This is a genomic window from Mycoplana ramosa, from assembly GCF_041930185.1.
GTDB classification, from domain to species: Bacteria; Pseudomonadota; Alphaproteobacteria; order Rhizobiales; family Rhizobiaceae; genus Mycoplana; species Mycoplana ramosa.
Genome location: NZ_JBHEEW010000007.1, coordinates 169440 through 183462, shown reverse-complemented (window position 1 = coordinate 183462; position 14023 = coordinate 169440). Strand labels below are relative to the sequence as shown.

The 14023-nt window shown below is 61.6% G+C and carries 15 protein-coding genes; all 15 read right to left on the bottom strand.

Features of this window, described 5'->3' with window-relative positions:
• Positions 1-3: 3 nt before the first annotated feature.
• A complete protein-coding gene (locus JNC62_RS11250; RefSeq protein ID WP_374838762.1) occupies positions 4-567 on the bottom strand; it encodes a rod-binding protein in 564 nt (187 codons plus the stop codon).
• A gap of 215 nt (positions 568-782) precedes the next feature.
• The gene (locus JNC62_RS11245) at positions 783-1181 is read right to left on the bottom strand and encodes a hypothetical protein (protein WP_374838760.1); all 399 of its coding nucleotides are present in this window, start codon (positions 1179-1181) and stop codon (positions 783-785) included.
• Between the two features lie 10 nt (positions 1182-1191).
• Complete coding sequence (gene fliR, locus JNC62_RS11240; protein ID WP_374838758.1) at positions 1192-1941, bottom strand: flagellar biosynthetic protein FliR; 750 nt, start codon at positions 1939-1941, stop codon at positions 1192-1194.
• Entirely contained in the window at positions 1938-4025 is a 2088-nt protein-coding gene (gene flhA, locus JNC62_RS11235) for a flagellar biosynthesis protein FlhA (RefSeq protein WP_374838756.1), read from the bottom strand. The genes fliR and flhA overlap by 4 nt, the downstream gene beginning before the upstream one ends.
• 109 nt (positions 4026-4134) lie before the next feature.
• The gene (gene fliQ / locus JNC62_RS11230) at positions 4135-4401 is read right to left on the bottom strand and encodes a flagellar biosynthesis protein FliQ (protein WP_374838754.1); all 267 of its coding nucleotides are present in this window, start codon (positions 4399-4401) and stop codon (positions 4135-4137) included.
• A 5-nt stretch (positions 4402-4406) separates the two neighbouring features.
• Positions 4407-4820: a flagellar hook assembly protein FlgD gene (gene flgD / locus JNC62_RS11225; RefSeq protein ID WP_374838753.1), complete on the bottom strand. Its 414-nt coding sequence runs from the start codon at positions 4818-4820 to the stop codon at positions 4407-4409.
• Complete coding sequence (gene flbT / locus JNC62_RS11220) at positions 4814-5260, bottom strand: flagellar biosynthesis repressor FlbT (RefSeq protein WP_374838751.1); 447 nt, start codon at positions 5258-5260, stop codon at positions 4814-4816. The genes flgD and flbT overlap by 7 nt, the downstream gene beginning before the upstream one ends.
• On the bottom strand, positions 5257-5604 hold the full coding sequence (gene flaF, locus JNC62_RS11215) for a flagellar biosynthesis regulator FlaF (protein WP_374838749.1): 348 nt from the start codon (positions 5602-5604) through the stop codon (positions 5257-5259). Before flaF ends, flbT begins: the two co-directional genes overlap by 4 nt.
• Positions 5605-5639: 35 nt before the next feature.
• Positions 5640-6707 carry a flagellar hook-associated family protein gene (locus JNC62_RS11210; protein ID WP_374838747.1) on the bottom strand — a complete coding sequence of 356 codons (1068 nt, stop codon included), beginning with the start codon at positions 6705-6707 and terminating at the stop codon, positions 5640-5642.
• A 4-nt stretch (positions 6708-6711) separates the two neighbouring features.
• Entirely contained in the window at positions 6712-8142 is a 1431-nt protein-coding gene (gene flgK, locus JNC62_RS11205) for a flagellar hook-associated protein FlgK (protein ID WP_374838745.1), read from the bottom strand.
• 36 nt (positions 8143-8178) lie between these two features.
• Positions 8179-9738: a flagellar hook-basal body complex protein gene (locus tag JNC62_RS11200; RefSeq protein WP_374838743.1), complete on the bottom strand. Its 1560-nt coding sequence runs from the start codon at positions 9736-9738 to the stop codon at positions 8179-8181.
• A gap of 115 nt (positions 9739-9853) precedes the next feature.
• Positions 9854-10525 (bottom strand): transcriptional activator Rem, encoded by a 672-nt coding sequence (rem, locus tag JNC62_RS11195; protein ID WP_374838741.1) that lies wholly within the window; start codon positions 10523-10525, stop codon positions 9854-9856.
• A 269-nt stretch (positions 10526-10794) separates the two neighbouring features.
• Complete coding sequence (locus JNC62_RS11190; protein WP_374838927.1) at positions 10795-11358, bottom strand: transglycosylase SLT domain-containing protein; 564 nt, start codon at positions 11356-11358, stop codon at positions 10795-10797.
• On the bottom strand, positions 11297-12712 hold the full coding sequence (fliK, locus tag JNC62_RS11185) for a flagellar hook-length control protein FliK (RefSeq protein ID WP_374838739.1): 1416 nt from the start codon (positions 12710-12712) through the stop codon (positions 11297-11299). The genes JNC62_RS11190 and fliK overlap by 62 nt, the downstream gene beginning before the upstream one ends.
• On the bottom strand, positions 12709-14019 hold the full coding sequence (gene motC, locus JNC62_RS11180; RefSeq protein WP_374838737.1) for a chemotaxis protein MotC: 1311 nt from the start codon (positions 14017-14019) through the stop codon (positions 12709-12711). The genes fliK and motC overlap by 4 nt, the downstream gene beginning before the upstream one ends.
• Positions 14020-14023 lie beyond the last annotated feature (4 nt).

Here is a 14023-nt window from a genome sequence, read left to right as displayed (position 1 = left end):
CGATCAGGATGTCTTTTTGTCGTTCTTCGTTTCACCCGGTGTCAGCTCAGCGAACGTGTTGCGCTGCAACTCCTGAACCATGGCGGTGGAAACGCGCTGGGCGTTCGGGTCGATCACGGCGATATCTTCCGTGACACCCTTCTTCTTGTTGTCCTTCATCAGGCTCTCGGCGATGCCGATGCCGCCGCCTTTGGAAATCACGTCGCCGATCTGCTCGGCCATCATGCCGCGCCAGATCTCGCCGGCGGTACCCTTGCCGTAGATCTCTTCGCTGTCGGCGGGCAGCATCGACTTGACGAAGTTCTGCAGCACCATGGCCTCGAACTTGCGATACGTCTCCGGGATGGCCTTGTCCCCGCCACTCACGGCTGTGGGCATGGCGGATCCAGCGGAATTGCGGTTCAGAATGCTGACGGCGGCACCGAAGCCGCCACCGGCATCGGCGAGGCTGGTCGCCTCGAAACTTGCGCGGTTCGATCGCAGTTGCGCCTGCGCTTCCTGCACCGATGCAGGGTCGGCAGCTCGCACAACGTCAAGCACCAGATCGCTGGGGGGTGAAATTGCCACGTCTCTTTGCCTCTCGGATGTGAGGAAGCCGCACCCGCCGTCATAGCAGACCGCCGACCCGTTCGCAGCGAAGACCGCGCCACTGACAGCCAACGGAACGCCATCGTTCCGGCATGCACGCCAACGTTCGCGGATATCATCCTTCGTCCTGGATTCGACTATCGCCGCCCAACCTTACGGGAGGCTGGTCACGCGATCGCCCCGACGATGAGCGCCTAACGACCGTTGTCGTCGCCATAGGCGACGTGCTGGTCGATGAGATCGTAGATTGCATCGTCCTCGGCCTCGCGCGCCTCGAGGTCACGCGCCTCGTGCATGCGCTCTTCCAAGCGGTCGCCTTTCGTGCGTTCGCGCACGATCCGCATCTCGTGCATCTGCTGCACGCCGGCCAACATCGTGTCCTTGTGGCGCAGCTTGCCGATCTGCGCCGCATAGATGCCGGAGAACCCGCGATGGACCGGATTGAGCGAATTGATCGCACCGGCGACCGCATCCATCGTATCGGCCACTTCCTGCCGTTGCTGCGTGGTCATCGCGAGATCCATTTCCGCCATCTGCTCGAGATGGCGCTGAACCGTGACCAAGCGCTTGAGTTTGTCGGAACGGTTCTTCATGCCACCTCCCTCAACGGCCTTCGAACACCGGAATGAAGCCGTTGGCAAAAATCTCCAGCAGCGAGGAAATGCCGAAATAGAGCAGGAACAGACCGCCCAGAATGATATAGGGCAGCGAGATGAAATAGATCGGCATTTGCGGCGCGAGCTTGTTGATCAGACCGACGGTGACGTTGAACAGCAACCCGTAGATGATGAACGGGCTGGCCAGCCGCAGCATGATGCTGAAGGTCTGCGCCAGCGTGTCGGTCAGCGTGATAAGCGCACTTTGCGGGTTGAAGCCCCCCATCGGAATCGTCGTGTAGGAATCGACCAGTGCCCGGAAGACGACGTGGTGAAAATTCAACGTGAACAGCACCATCAGCCCGGCGAAGCTGATGAGGTTGGTGAGCTGGTTCTCCGCCGCCTCCTCGATGATGTCGGGCGACGGCGGTGCGTTGAACCCGATCATCATCGTCAGTGACGTTCCGGCGAACTGGAGGCCCAGCACGTAATAGCGGGTTATTAGTCCGATCACGACGCCGGTCAGCGTCTCGAACAGGATCACCTGAACGTAGGCGAGCGTCGCCCCTTGGGTCTTCGGATAGATCGAGTCCCAGAGGAGCGGCAGGACCGCCATCGAAACGGCGACCGCCAGGAACAGCCGGATCTGCATGGCGACGCGGGCCGAGGAGAAGCCCGGAAGCAGCATGAAACACCCGCCGACACGGCAGAAGGCGGCGAACAGCGCCAGCACCGTGCCCTGCGGATCGGTGATCATGAAATCGAGCCGAGAATCTTGATCTCGATGCCCTTGGCGAGCTCGACGTGCGAGAGGACCGGCAATGTGGCAAACAGGCGCTCGATGATCATGCGCACATAAGACCGGGATTCGGGCGATGTGACCAGTACGAACGGCGTGCCGCGATCAAGGAATTCACGGATAACTTTCGTGGCCTGCTCGCTGAATTCCTCCAGCAGGCGGGGGTCGATGTCGAACTCCACGACTTCCCCCTTGGCATCGCGCTTGAGGGCTTGATGAAACACCATGTCCCAGCGGTTGCCGAGGCGCAGCACCGGCAGGACGCCGTTCTCCGCCAGGTCGCCGCAAATCTGCTGCGCCATGCGGATGCGGACGTGCTCGACAATCTGCTCGGTCTTGCGAACGTGCGGCGCCAGTTCCGCAACGGCTTCGAGGATGAGGTGCAGGTTGCGGATGGACACGCGTTCGGCAAGCAGGAGCTTCAACACCGCCTGCAGGCCGGAATAGGACATGTGCGACGAGCAGATCTCGTCGGCCAGCTTGCGGTATTCGGGATCGAGCCGCTCGATCAGGATCTTGACGTCCTTGTAGGACAGAAGTTGGGGCAGATTGTTGCGGATGACCTCGGAAAGATGGGTCAGCACCACCGACACGTTGTCGATCGGATGGAAGCCCTCGCGGCGGAGATCCTCGACAAAGGTCTCCAGAACCGAAACCGCTGGCATGCCGAAGGCCGGTTCGCGGATATCGTCGCCTGGAACACTCGGCTTGCGGCCACCACCGGTCACGACCAGGACCTCGCCGACACGCACGATATTGGAGGCAACGGTCGTGCCGTGGATCCGGATGTGATACGATTTGTCGGCAATCGAGATGTCGTCGGAGACCTTGATCTCCGGAACCACGAACCCGTATTGCGTGGCGAACTTCTTGCGCATCTTTCCGACGCGGAACGCCAATTCCTGGTGGGCCCCGAGCAGGCGCGTGGAGACCTGCTTGCCGAGCAGCAGTTCGATCTCGGCGGTCTTCAGCGCGGACTTGACCGAGTCCTTGTCGGCATCCTTCGCCTGCAGGGCGTTTTTTGCCTCCTGCTCGCGCTTTAGTCTGTTCTCCTCTTCCTGCCGGCGCGGAATCATCCAGCCACCGAGCGCCATGACACCGCCGAGGATCACGAACGGAAAGAACGGCAGACCCGGCATGACGGCCAGAAGCACCATCAGACCGGCGGCAACGAGCAAGGCGCGCGGATAGCCGCTCAGTTGGTCGATAACGGCCTTGTCCGTCGAACCCGGTGCGCTTCCGCGCGACACCAGCAGGCCCGCCGCGAGCGACACGATCAGGGCGGGGATCTGCGACACGACACCGTCGCCGACCGACAGCTTGACGAAAACGTCGGCCGCCTCGCCGATCTCCATGCCGTGGCGGAAATAGCCGATGACGATCCCGCCGAAGATGTTGATGGCCGTGATGATAAGGCCCGCGATCGCATCGCCGCGTACGAACTTGGAGGCACCGTCCATCGCGCCGAAGAAGGAGCTTTCGTCCTCCAGTTCGCGCCGGCGATGCTGTGCCTGTTTCTCATCGATCAGGCCGGCGGACAGGTCCGCGTCGATCGACATCTGTTTGCCGGGGATGGCATCGAGGGTGAAGCGGGCGCCGACTTCGGCGATGCGGGTCGCACCCTTGGTAATGACGATGAAGTTCACCGTGATCAGGATCAAAAAGACGATCAGCCCGATCACGAAATCGCCGGACATGACGAGGTTGGCAAAGCCGGCGATGACGTTGCCGGCCGCGTCGTGACCCTGGTGGCCGTGCGAGAGGATCACGCGGGTCGTGGCAATGTTGAGCGCCAGCCGGATCATTGTCGCGATCAGCAGGATCGTCGGAAAGGACGAGAAGTCGAGCGGCCGCTGGATCCAGAGCGAAACCATCAGGATCAACACGGAGAAGGCGATCGAAAACGCCAGTCCCATATCGATCAAAAATGCCGGGATCGGCAGGAACAGGATCGACAGAATGGCGACGATGCCCATCGCAAACGCGATGTCCCGACCACTCGGATTCACTTTGGGGATGGAGAGTACTGGTACCTGTGCCATGTTCGTCCCGTCTCGTCATGAGAGGCGCAGCAGGAGCTGCCATGCTGCCCGCATTGGTATCGCGCGAAACTTGCGCGAGGGTGGCAGCGGGGACGAAATGTAAGGTTCGCTAGAAGCCGGATTCGATCCGGGAAAAGATGACGTCGCTGAAGATGGAAATCTGCGCCCCGATGAAGGGCGCCGAAATCGCAACGGTGACGAAGACCGCGAGAATCTTCGGCACGAAGGTCAGGGTCACTTCCTGAACCTGCGTCAAGGCCTGGATGAAGGCAATGCTGACGCCGACGACCATGGCCGCAAGCACCGCAGGTCCGGACGCGACGATGACGGTCCAAATGGCGGCTTGGGCGATATCGAGGGCGTCGGCCTCATTCATTTCGGTCAGCTCACTTTCACGCCGGGGCCGATGACAAGCTTCTTGCCCGACTCAAGCGTCGCAACGATACCGTCTGTATACAGCGTGACTTCCTTGACGACACCGGAAATTTTGCCGTCGTCGCTGGTCACGGTCCGCCCGATCACGGCATTGGCCTCCTGAAGGGACGTGCGCTGCAGCAGGCTCTCCAGGTTCTTGTTTGTCTTGATCGTCTGCTCCACCTGTGAGAATGTCGCGAGCTGGGCCATCTGCTGTGTCGGATCCATCGGCTCCGTCGGATCCTGGTTCTTCAACTGCGCGACGAGCAGCTTCAAGAAGCTCTCGTAATTGAGCGTGGCCTTGGACGCGTCCGACCCCGACTCCGTGCCCGAAACGGTCGGCGTGTAGCCGGTTCCGGCGGCTCCGACGGGCGTCACCATATGGCGATCTCCTTGCGGATGTGCTCCACCGTCGCCGGCGTCATCTCGTGGTTGTTGAGGATGCGGTCCTCGATCGCATAGAGGGCGCGGATCGCCTTCAGCGCTTCAAAGGCGCGCCCCTGCGTGACCAGACCGTCGATGCGCTTCAGTTCCGCCAGCACTTCTTCGTTCTTGAAGCAGTTGAGCAGCATGATGACCGACTTGCGGAAGATTGTCGTCGACTGCTCGGCGCCTTCCGGGTTGATCAGGATCATCTGGGCGATGAAGTAAAGCTGGCGCAGCGGCGTCGTCGCCTGCTCGGGCTGAAGGACGTGGTTCTCCAACAGGAAGGTAACATCGTTCAGGAACTCGAGCGCAACCTTGCGGTCGACCCGCAGAACCGCCCCGTTCACGAAGATGCGCTCGCCCGACTTCAGTGAGATCCGCAGTGTGCTTTTCATTTAATGCCATCCCTGATGATGGTTGTTATGTCGATGATCCCCTGGAAGTTGGTCGACTCGCGTTTGCGGATGCGTTCGACTTCCCCCAAGATCCAGAGGGCTATTGAAATCAGATTGGCTCGCAGCTCCTGGTCGAGCTGGTTCTCGGGGTTGCCGAGATCCTCGACGAAGCGGATCCAGACGCGCCGCGTAAAATAGACTGCCTCGATGGCGTCCCTGCCGTAACGTTCGCTTTCCTGCGCCTTCCGCAAGAGCTCGATCGAACGATCGAGAACCTGCCGCTCCCGGCTCTTGGAGGTTTCGACGCCATCCTCCATGATCTCAACATATGAGAACTGGTACATTCAGACATCCCTCATGTTTGTCGTCGCACCTCCGATCATCGGAGGTAATTGACCAAGCTCATGTTCTGCAGCCGGCCTGTCAGCGTGTAGGCCAGCGACAGCTGGTTCTCGAGAGTCGTGATACGGGTTGCGGTCTCGTTGGTATCGACCTTCTCGAGATTGTTGATGCTGGTCGTCATGATCTTGGTTTGCGCTTCGAGCGATATGTTCGCTTGCTTGACACGGGCCTCCGAAACGCCAAGCGTCGTCCGCTCGCTGTCGATGCCGGTGATGGCGGAACCGATGTATTCCAGCGATTTGTCGCCCACCGTTTTGCGGACCGCCGCACTGAGATTCAGGTTCAACAGTTCATAGCCGATCACCGCACCGAGCGCGAACTTGCGCATCCCGTCGGTATTGGCGTTGGTCGAACTCTGGACGACCTCGGACGTGCTGATCCGGCTTGTCATGTTCTGGCTGGACGCATTCGACCAGTCGGTGTTCCAGCTTCCCGGAGGGGGCGCGCCCATGTAGCTCGCCTCCACCACTCCAATAAAGGCATCCATATCCGCAGCAGTAATGTTGGCGACCTGAGCCGTGTCCGACTGTGGAAAGCCGAAGTGGAGCGCGAACATACCATCGAATGTGGCTTTCGCCGCCGAACCAGTGGCAAGGTAGTTGTTCATCGGCATGACGTCGGTGTTGATGCCGGAAAACAGGTACTCGCCGCTGAAGGAGGTGTTGGCCGCGTTGGTGAAGAGCGTCAGTGCACCGGCGAAGCTCGCCTTGGTCTGGTCGAGCTGGGTCTGCGTCTCCGTGCCGGCAAACGTGATCAGCGTTTCCTGCACCTGCTTTGCCGATTCCGAAATGTCTTTCAGCGCCAGCTGCGAGGCACTGAGACGCTGCGTCGTCAGCGAATTCGTGCTCAGCAGCGACTCCAGGCGCTGCAGGTCGCGGTGGAGATTGAGCGTACGGGCGGTCTTGGCGCCCAGAACGGCGCCGACGTCGGCATGCCGGCCGGTGACCGTCTCTTTCTGCTTCTGCATGAGCTCGGTCTGCGCCTCGGCGATGGTCCGAAGCAGCGTGCTCTGCATGGTCATGTTGGATACGAACGACGTCTTCATCTGCTTAGCCTGCTGCCTGGAGGAGCGCGGTCATCATCTCGTCGACTGCCGCGACCAGCTTCGCCGAAGCCTTGTAGGACTGTTCGAGATCGAGCAGCAGCGCCAGTTCCTCGTCGAGGCTGACGGCGGTCACGCTCTTCAGAGCATCCTGGGTCCGCGACAGAAGTGCGGTCTTGTCGTTGTTGGCCGTGACAGCCGCACTGCGCAACTGCTCCACCCAGCCGATCGAAGCGGTCGAGAAGTTCAGGATGTTCGCCGTCGGGTCGATGCCGGTCGAGACGTCAAACGTCATGGTCGTCTCGAAGGCGGCGGCGTAGCCCTCCAGCAGGATCGAGAAACTCGCATCGTTGGCGGCGTTCTGGTTCAGGTTCACGCCGTCGCGAAGCGCCAGCGGGTTGCCGCCCTTCGCCGTAATCAATGCGGGATTGACGATGATCGAAGCCGCCAGTCCATGCTGGAGCGAACCCGGAACGACGGTCGACTGCGTGGCACCGTTCATCCAGGTGAACAGGCCAGGCGCGCCATCGTCCTGGAACATCGAAATGAGACCGCGCGCCGTCTCGTCGAGCTGCGTCTGGAAGGTTGGGGCGATGTCGTCGCGCAGTTGCAGCAGCGCGGCCAGTGTGCCCTGGGCGCTGGTGTTGCCACCTTTGCCTGGCTGCACCGCCACACCTTCGATGTAGACCTGATTGCCCGTCAGCCCGGCCGTGAACGTGGCCGTCGGGGCGAACGTAACCGAGCGTGGATACGTCTCGAACAGAACTGTTCCATCGCTGGTATAAAGGGCCATGTCGTTGTTGGTGCGGACCAGCGTGCTGATCCCAACGATCTCGGATATCTGCGTCAGCAGCTTGTCGCGCTGATCGAGCGCGTCGTTCACGTCGGCACCGGCGGCCGTACCCGCCTTGACCTGGTCGTTATAGGTCTTGAACTCGGCAAGCAGGCGATTGAGCTCGTTGACGGCGGTCCCGATATCCGCATCCGCCTCCGCGCGCATCTTCTGGATGGCCTGGCTGGACGAATTCAGCGAATTGGCGACATCGATGGCGTTGGCGACCACCGTTTCCGCCAGGGACCGCTCGCTCGGCTTGTCCGCGAATGCCTGAAGATTGTTGCGCAGGACCGACATCATGTTGGCGGTCGACAGCTCGTAGTCCCCGCCAAGCATCGTCTTCATGCGCTCAAGACCGGCCAGCGTCGTATCCTGCGCGGCGGACTTGGAAATGCTCAGCAGGTTCTGCTTCTGCAGCGCCTCATTCTGTGCACGGAAGGTCTGTACGACCGTCGCCCCGTTGGCCGACGAGGCGAGGATCGCGGCACGGCGGTTGTAGGCGGCGTTGCTTGCGTTCGCAACATTCTTCGACGCCACGGCGGTTTGCAGCGCGGTGTTCGAAAAACTGGACTGGGCAATCTTAATTGCCGATGAAAGCGACATCGTATCAACCTACCGTCATTGTGCCATTCGATCCCGTCAACGCTTGAGGTTGACGAGAACATCCATCAATTCGGAACCGGTCTGGAAGACCTTCGAGTTCGCGGTGTAGTTCCGCTGCGCCTCGATCATGCTGGTCAACTCCTCGGCGATGTCGACGTTGGAGTCTTCCAGGGCGCCGGAGAGGATCGAGCCGTAGCTGCTGTTGCCGGCATAACCCATGACGATGACGCCCGAGTCGTTGCTCTGCGAGTAGATGTTGCCGGGCAGCGGCTTGAGGTTGTCGGGGCTCTGAACGTTCGCCATGGCGATGCGGTACTTCGGCTCCAGTTCGCCGTTGTTGTACTTCAGCGAGACCACGCCGTCGGCGCTGATCTCGTAGCCGATCACCTTGCTGGCCGAGTTGCCGTTGATCTTGCCGTTGGAGACGTTGAAGTCGGAGTTGAGCTGTGTGCTGCCGGCGATGCTGATGTCCAGCGGCGCCAGCGTCGCCCCGTTGATCGTCAGCCCCTGCGTCCGCAGCGAGGCGGGATTGAACAGCTTGCCCTTCGAATCGAAGGTCAGCGTGATCGGACCGCCGGCGGCCGTGGCGTTGCCGTCGACCATCGCGGACGTAGACGACGCCCCGGGTTCCTGGGTGATCGCATTGAAATCGATCCTCAGCGGGTCGAGCGTACCGGATGCCGCCGTGAGCATCGCCCCGCCGGACGTCAACTTTCCAGACGCGTCGAATGTCAGGCTGGAGGTACCGAGGGAGGTTACCCCGTCCAGGACTTCGACGTCCCAGCCCGTTGCCGTCTTGGTGTAGTTGTACGTCAGCGTCCGGGCGGCACCCGTGCTGTCGTAAGCGGTCGCCGTGTTGGTGACGACGTCTCCGACCAGGGCCGCCGGGTCCAGATTGCCGGACGCAGCCGATTTCGTCGAGGCGTGGAACGGCTGGTTCATGATCGAGACGCCGTTGTACTGGACGTCCACCGTCCACGTGTTGTCGGCCGTCTTGGTGTAGATGTAATCGAGCAGACGCGTGTTGCCCTGACTGTCGTAGGCGACGAGCGAGGTGGTTTTCTTGTAGCCGACGGGCTCGTTCGACGGCAGGTTGGCGTCGAGGGCGCCGGCGGTGGATCCCGTCGCGGTCAGCGAGCCGGAGGCAAGATTGATCTCCTTCAGCCCGTCGAATCCGTTGACGACGATCGTCGGATCGTCGGTGGAGGAGTACTCGTAACCCATCAGCTTGAAGCCGGCCGAATTGACCATCGTGCCGTCATCCATGACGGTGAAGGCACCGGCACGGGTCAGGTATTCGACGCCGTCGGCGCCGGTGACGATGAAGAACCCCTGGCCGTTGATGGCAAGGTCGGTGGCCGAGGTCGTGTAGGTGAAGGTTCCCTGCTGCGAGATCGAGTAGCGCACGTCCGTGGTGACGCCGCCGGAGTTGTAGGCGCCGCCGGTGCTGGGCAGGATCAGCGAGGAGAACTGCGTCGAGGCCTTCTTGTAGCCCGTGGTGTTGGCGTTGGCGATGTTGTCGGCGACCGTGCTCAGGCGATTTGCCTGGGCGTTCATGCCGGACACACCGGTTCTCATCGTTCCGTAGAGGCTCATTCTGATTCCTCGCAATTCGAATTATGCGCTGAGAGTAGGGAGCGGGCCTTGCGTGAGGCTGTCTGTCCCGTCGTGATGAAAATCACGAACCGGGCCGAAGCCGGCCCGGCCAAAATCAGTTCCAGTCGATGCAATAGCCGAGGAACCGCTTCGAATCGATCGGATCGAAGCCGAGCTTCTTGCGCAGTTTCTTGCGCAGTTTGCTGATATGGCTTTCCACGACGTTTTCCTCGACGTCCTCGTCGAAGATCCCGTAGATGGCGTTGAAGATCTGTGTCTTGGACAGGCGTCGGCCCCGGTTTGCGACCAGGTATTCGAGGATGCGGCGCTCGCGGCGCGGCAGCGGAAATACCGCCCCGTTGATCTCCGGATCGCGACCGTCCGAAAAAACACGGATCGGGCCGATGTCGGTGTAGTTCGCGATGGCTTTCAGCCGCCGCCGGATTGCCGCTGCGCGGGCCAGGATTTCACGGGGATGGACCGGTTTGCGAACGACATCGTCGACACCGCAGTCGAAGAAGGCCAACGTCGTTTCCAGCGAGGGGCTGTCGCTGACGGCGATGACCGGCGCCTGGGAACGGTCACGGATTGCCCGCGGCAGGTCCAGCATCTGCTGGCCCTGCCCGATCAGGAAGGCCTCGACCGCATCGAGATCGGTGTCTGCCGCCGAACTGACCCACTCGCCGAATTCCTTCGGATCAAAGCCTGTCGAGGGCACGCCCTCGCGCCCAAATAAAGAAGTATAGCCGTCCTTAACGAGCTCGCGCTCATCAACCACTACGATCATTCGTCCGCCTCCGAATCAGTGTGGTACCTCGTTGGAAGAGTGGTACGAATCGGCGGATTCAGCGGCAACTAGATAAAATCATCTGAATTTTTTAATAATTGATTAACCATTTTGTACTGATTTGATCTACATCTAGTGGCACTCGGCACGAGCGCGACTATTTTCCGGTGGAAAAGGTTAACAGGATATTAACGATTGCTTGCCGGCCACAAAGCGCGCGCATTGACGCCATAATTCAAGGCTGGTCCGCCTTTCAATTTATAATTGCATTACTGACAGAAGGCGCGGGCGTTGTCCGTCCAGCTGCCATAGCCGGTCGCCACGAGGTTGGCGATGACGCGGCAGACATATCGCTTCTGCGCCGGATCGTTGTTGGGGCCCGCATGGTAGCGCGCGACAGCCATCGTCCAGGTCTCGTGCCGCGCGTGCAGTTCCGCCAAGAACCGCGCGGCATACTCGACGTTGCGACGTGGATCGAGCATTTCGGCCGGAGAGGAGAACGCCGCGCCATGGAAATGGTGATTGATCTGCATGCACCCCAGATCGATCAGCTTGGCGCCGCTCGCCCGCGCCTGCTGGAAGCGCATGAGCGCCTCGCGCTGGTCGGCTGCGAAATACGCCTTGCCTTCGATATTCAGCGCATAGGGCTGCAGCGATCCTTTGCGGCCGGTCTCCGTCAGACCGACGGAGTACAGTATTCCGGCAGGGACGCGGTACTTCGAGGCCGCGGCCAGGATCTCGCGCTCACAGCTCCCCGCGGAAGCATTGGCATTACAGATAGACGCCGCCAACGCTGCGAAGCTGATCAGCGGCAACAACGTCCGCTTGCCCATACTCATGTGCTGACCCCTCGTTTGGATCCATAGAGCTCGCAAAGCGTGCCTCCCCTTCGCCCTGGCGACCGCCGCCACCCTCGCGTGCCTGCTGCTGACCGGAAAACTGCGCCTGCGCATCCCCCTGCCCGGCTCCGCCGCTGCGATCGGACGATGACGTGAGCTGAACGCTGATCTGGTCGACGCTGAAACCGTGCCCGCGCAACGCCTTCACGATCGCATCCTGATCCTCGCTGAGATTCCGGTAAGCCTTGCCGGTCTCGACCTTCAGATCGACCACAAGGGCGTCGCCCTGCAGGCGAAGTGTCGCCGTGACGGTGCCAAGATCGATCGGATGCAACTGGATCTTCAAGGTGTTGACGACCTTTCCGGTCGGATCGGGTGCCTTGTCGGCCGTATCCGCCAGGGCGGCAGCCCAGGAGCGATCCTGCGCGATCGCCGCTGTCACCGCCGCCGAATTGCCTGTCTGTGCCAGTCCGAGGTACCGGCGTGAGTCGAGGATGGTGACGGCCTCGACCTTGGCGCCACCCTGATCCTTCATTGCCGAAGCCTCGCCATTGCCGGAAATCGCAATTTCGACCGCCTTGCCCCTGCCATCGGCACGGACCAGCCGGAAGACCTGATCCGCATCGGAGTGTCCGTCTGGAAGGCCACTCGCGTCGGCCAGACCGTCCGCTGCCGGTCCCGCATCGGCACTGCTGCTGATGACCATGCCCGAATTCCGCCCTGCAAAGTCGTCCGAACGGCCTCCATTTGCATCCTTTCCGCCGTGATTGCGCTGTGTCAGGACGGCCACCGCGGCACCGAGCGATGGGCTGGATTGCGCACCGTGGGACGGATCGACCTCGGTAGAGGCTGCGCCGGCCAGCATCGAAAGCAAACTGCCAAGTTCCGCATCCTCTCCGGAGCTTTCGGGGGTCGTCGGCTCGGCAGGTTCGGCGTCGTCGACACCGTCCGCGCGCGATTGCGCACCGATCCGACGTGCTCCGATGCCGAGGCCCTCGGTCGGGTGTGCCTGCCCGTCGGCTGCGTCGGCGCCGGCGGCATCGTCGAGCAACCTTGACGCATCGGTCAATGCAGGAAAGCCGCCGGAGCGGTGTGAGGATGGCAGTTTTTGCCCGATCGACTTGGGCGAGCGCCCCCCGTCGGCGGCAGCCGCCTCGACGCCCGACGCCCTGTTTGCGACCGCTTCGAGGTTCGCCGCACCGGAGCCTGCCACCGTGTTCGCAAGGTTTGCGAATGCGTCCGCAAATTTGCCGTGGCCCTTGCCGTCGCCATCGGTCTGCGCTTTGTCCTTCCCCGGACCCTGCTTGGGGGCGACCTGGTTCAGTGCGCTGGTGTCGATAGTGGTCAACTGCCCTCTCCCTCCAGGAGTTTGTCGATCTCGTCCAGTTTTTCACGACCCGTCGCGACGTAGCTGTCGAACGCAGGATCGCTTGCGCCGTCCTGTTCGCTGGTCTGGTTCTGCGAAGGTTTCTCCGTTGCCCCCGGCTCCTCCGCAGCGGCGCGTGAAGCTTGCGCCCCGGGCGCGGTCACATCTGGGCTCACGCTGTCAACGTCGCTGGCCTCTGCGGTCGGTGTGTCGGCTGCGGTTGATGGCATGTCGGTCATCACGGGCGGGCGCAGCACCTCCTCCGCCAGGACGCGCGCAGCCTCCTTGAGCGCACGATCCTTTGCCGAGAGATCTGCATCGGGGATGGCGGTCAGCCGCTCTACCGCCTGGCTGACGTCGGCGGACGAGATCGATGCAAGTCCGGAGTAAAGGTCGGCAAGTGTCTTGGGCACCTGCTCCCCCTCGCCGGACAAGGCCTGCGCCCGGTCCGCGGCCATTGTCGCCAGACGATCCTTGCCGGAGATCGCGGCAAGACGCGCCATGCGCAGGTAGACCTCTCGCTGACGCGGCGTATCCATGAAAGACAGGATTTCCTGGATGTTCTCTTCGCCGACGTCCTCGAAATTGTCGGTAGCCAGCTTCACGAACAGGTCTGCGAACTGGCTGGCGTAGGGTGAATGCAGGAAGCGTCGGGCATAGCGGCTGGAATAGGCGACGCCCCTTGCAACCATGCCGTTCTGTTCGGCGATGTAGATTGATCGCCGCAGCGCGGCCTCCTCCACGATCGTGCCCGGCGCGGTCAACCGCGCCCAATCGAAATAGCTGAGCGCGAGCTTCGGGTCCTTGCGCAGAACGGAGTTGGCCGAAACCAGCGCCAGGTACGGCCCGATCTGAAGGCCCTTGTATTCGGGAAATATCTCGGCCAACGCTTTGGTATTGGCCGCGCCGCGACCGTCGAGATAGTTGCGGACGGCATCGGTGATGCGCGGATCGAAGTGACCGGCCACGTCCTGTCTGGTCAAAAGTTCGAGCGTTTCCGGGTTCCCCCCGCTCATGGCATAGATGAGCGCCGCGTCGACATTGCGCGGGTCTCTGAAGAGAGAGGAGTCGGCCGTGCGCAACCGCTCGTCGATCGTCGACAGCAGGAAGCGTTGCATCTCCATGGCGGAATGATCGCCCAGAACGACCGAATCCTGCACGTATTGCAGGGAGCGGATCATCTTGTAGGGCGCAAGATTCTCCTGCCCCTGCGCATGCGCCGAGGCTGCGAGCCCGAGACCCGCAGCAAGCGCCATTCCCATTGATGCCACCCGCAGCCTTGCCGGCATAGTG

Bases quoted from the DNA above. Each gene is read 5' to 3' on its own strand.
- JNC62_RS11190 (WP_374838927.1), bottom strand. From the start codon at position 11,358: ATGGGCAAGCGGACGTTGTTGCCGCTGATCAGCTTCGCAGCGTTGGCG.
- flaF (WP_374838749.1), bottom strand. From the start codon at position 5,604: ATGTACCAGTTCTCATATGTTGAGATCATGGAGGATGGCGTCGAAACC.
- motC (WP_374838737.1), bottom strand. From the start codon at position 14,019: ATGCCGGCAAGGCTGCGGGTGGCATCAATGGGAATGGCGCTTGCTGCG.
- JNC62_RS11245 (WP_374838760.1), bottom strand. From the start codon at position 1,181: ATGAAGAACCGTTCCGACAAACTCAAGCGCTTGGTCACGGTTCAGCGC.
- flgK (WP_374838745.1), bottom strand. From the start codon at position 8,142: ATGTCGCTTTCATCGGCAATTAAGATTGCCCAGTCCAGTTTTTCGAAC.
- flbT (WP_374838751.1), bottom strand. From the start codon at position 5,260: ATGAAAAGCACACTGCGGATCTCACTGAAGTCGGGCGAGCGCATCTTC.
- rem (WP_374838741.1), bottom strand. From the start codon at position 10,525: ATGATCGTAGTGGTTGATGAGCGCGAGCTCGTTAAGGACGGCTATACT.
- flhA (WP_374838756.1), bottom strand. From the start codon at position 4,025: ATGGCACAGGTACCAGTACTCTCCATCCCCAAAGTGAATCCGAGTGGT.
- flgD (WP_374838753.1), bottom strand. From the start codon at position 4,820: ATGGTGACGCCCGTCGGAGCCGCCGGAACCGGCTACACGCCGACCGTT.
- JNC62_RS11210 (WP_374838747.1), bottom strand. From the start codon at position 6,707: ATGAAGACGTCGTTCGTATCCAACATGACCATGCAGAGCACGCTGCTT.
- fliR (WP_374838758.1), bottom strand. From the start codon at position 1,941: ATGATCACCGATCCGCAGGGCACGGTGCTGGCGCTGTTCGCCGCCTTC.
- fliQ (WP_374838754.1), bottom strand. From the start codon at position 4,401: ATGAATGAGGCCGACGCCCTCGATATCGCCCAAGCCGCCATTTGGACC.
- JNC62_RS11200 (WP_374838743.1), bottom strand. From the start codon at position 9,738: ATGAGCCTCTACGGAACGATGAGAACCGGTGTGTCCGGCATGAACGCC.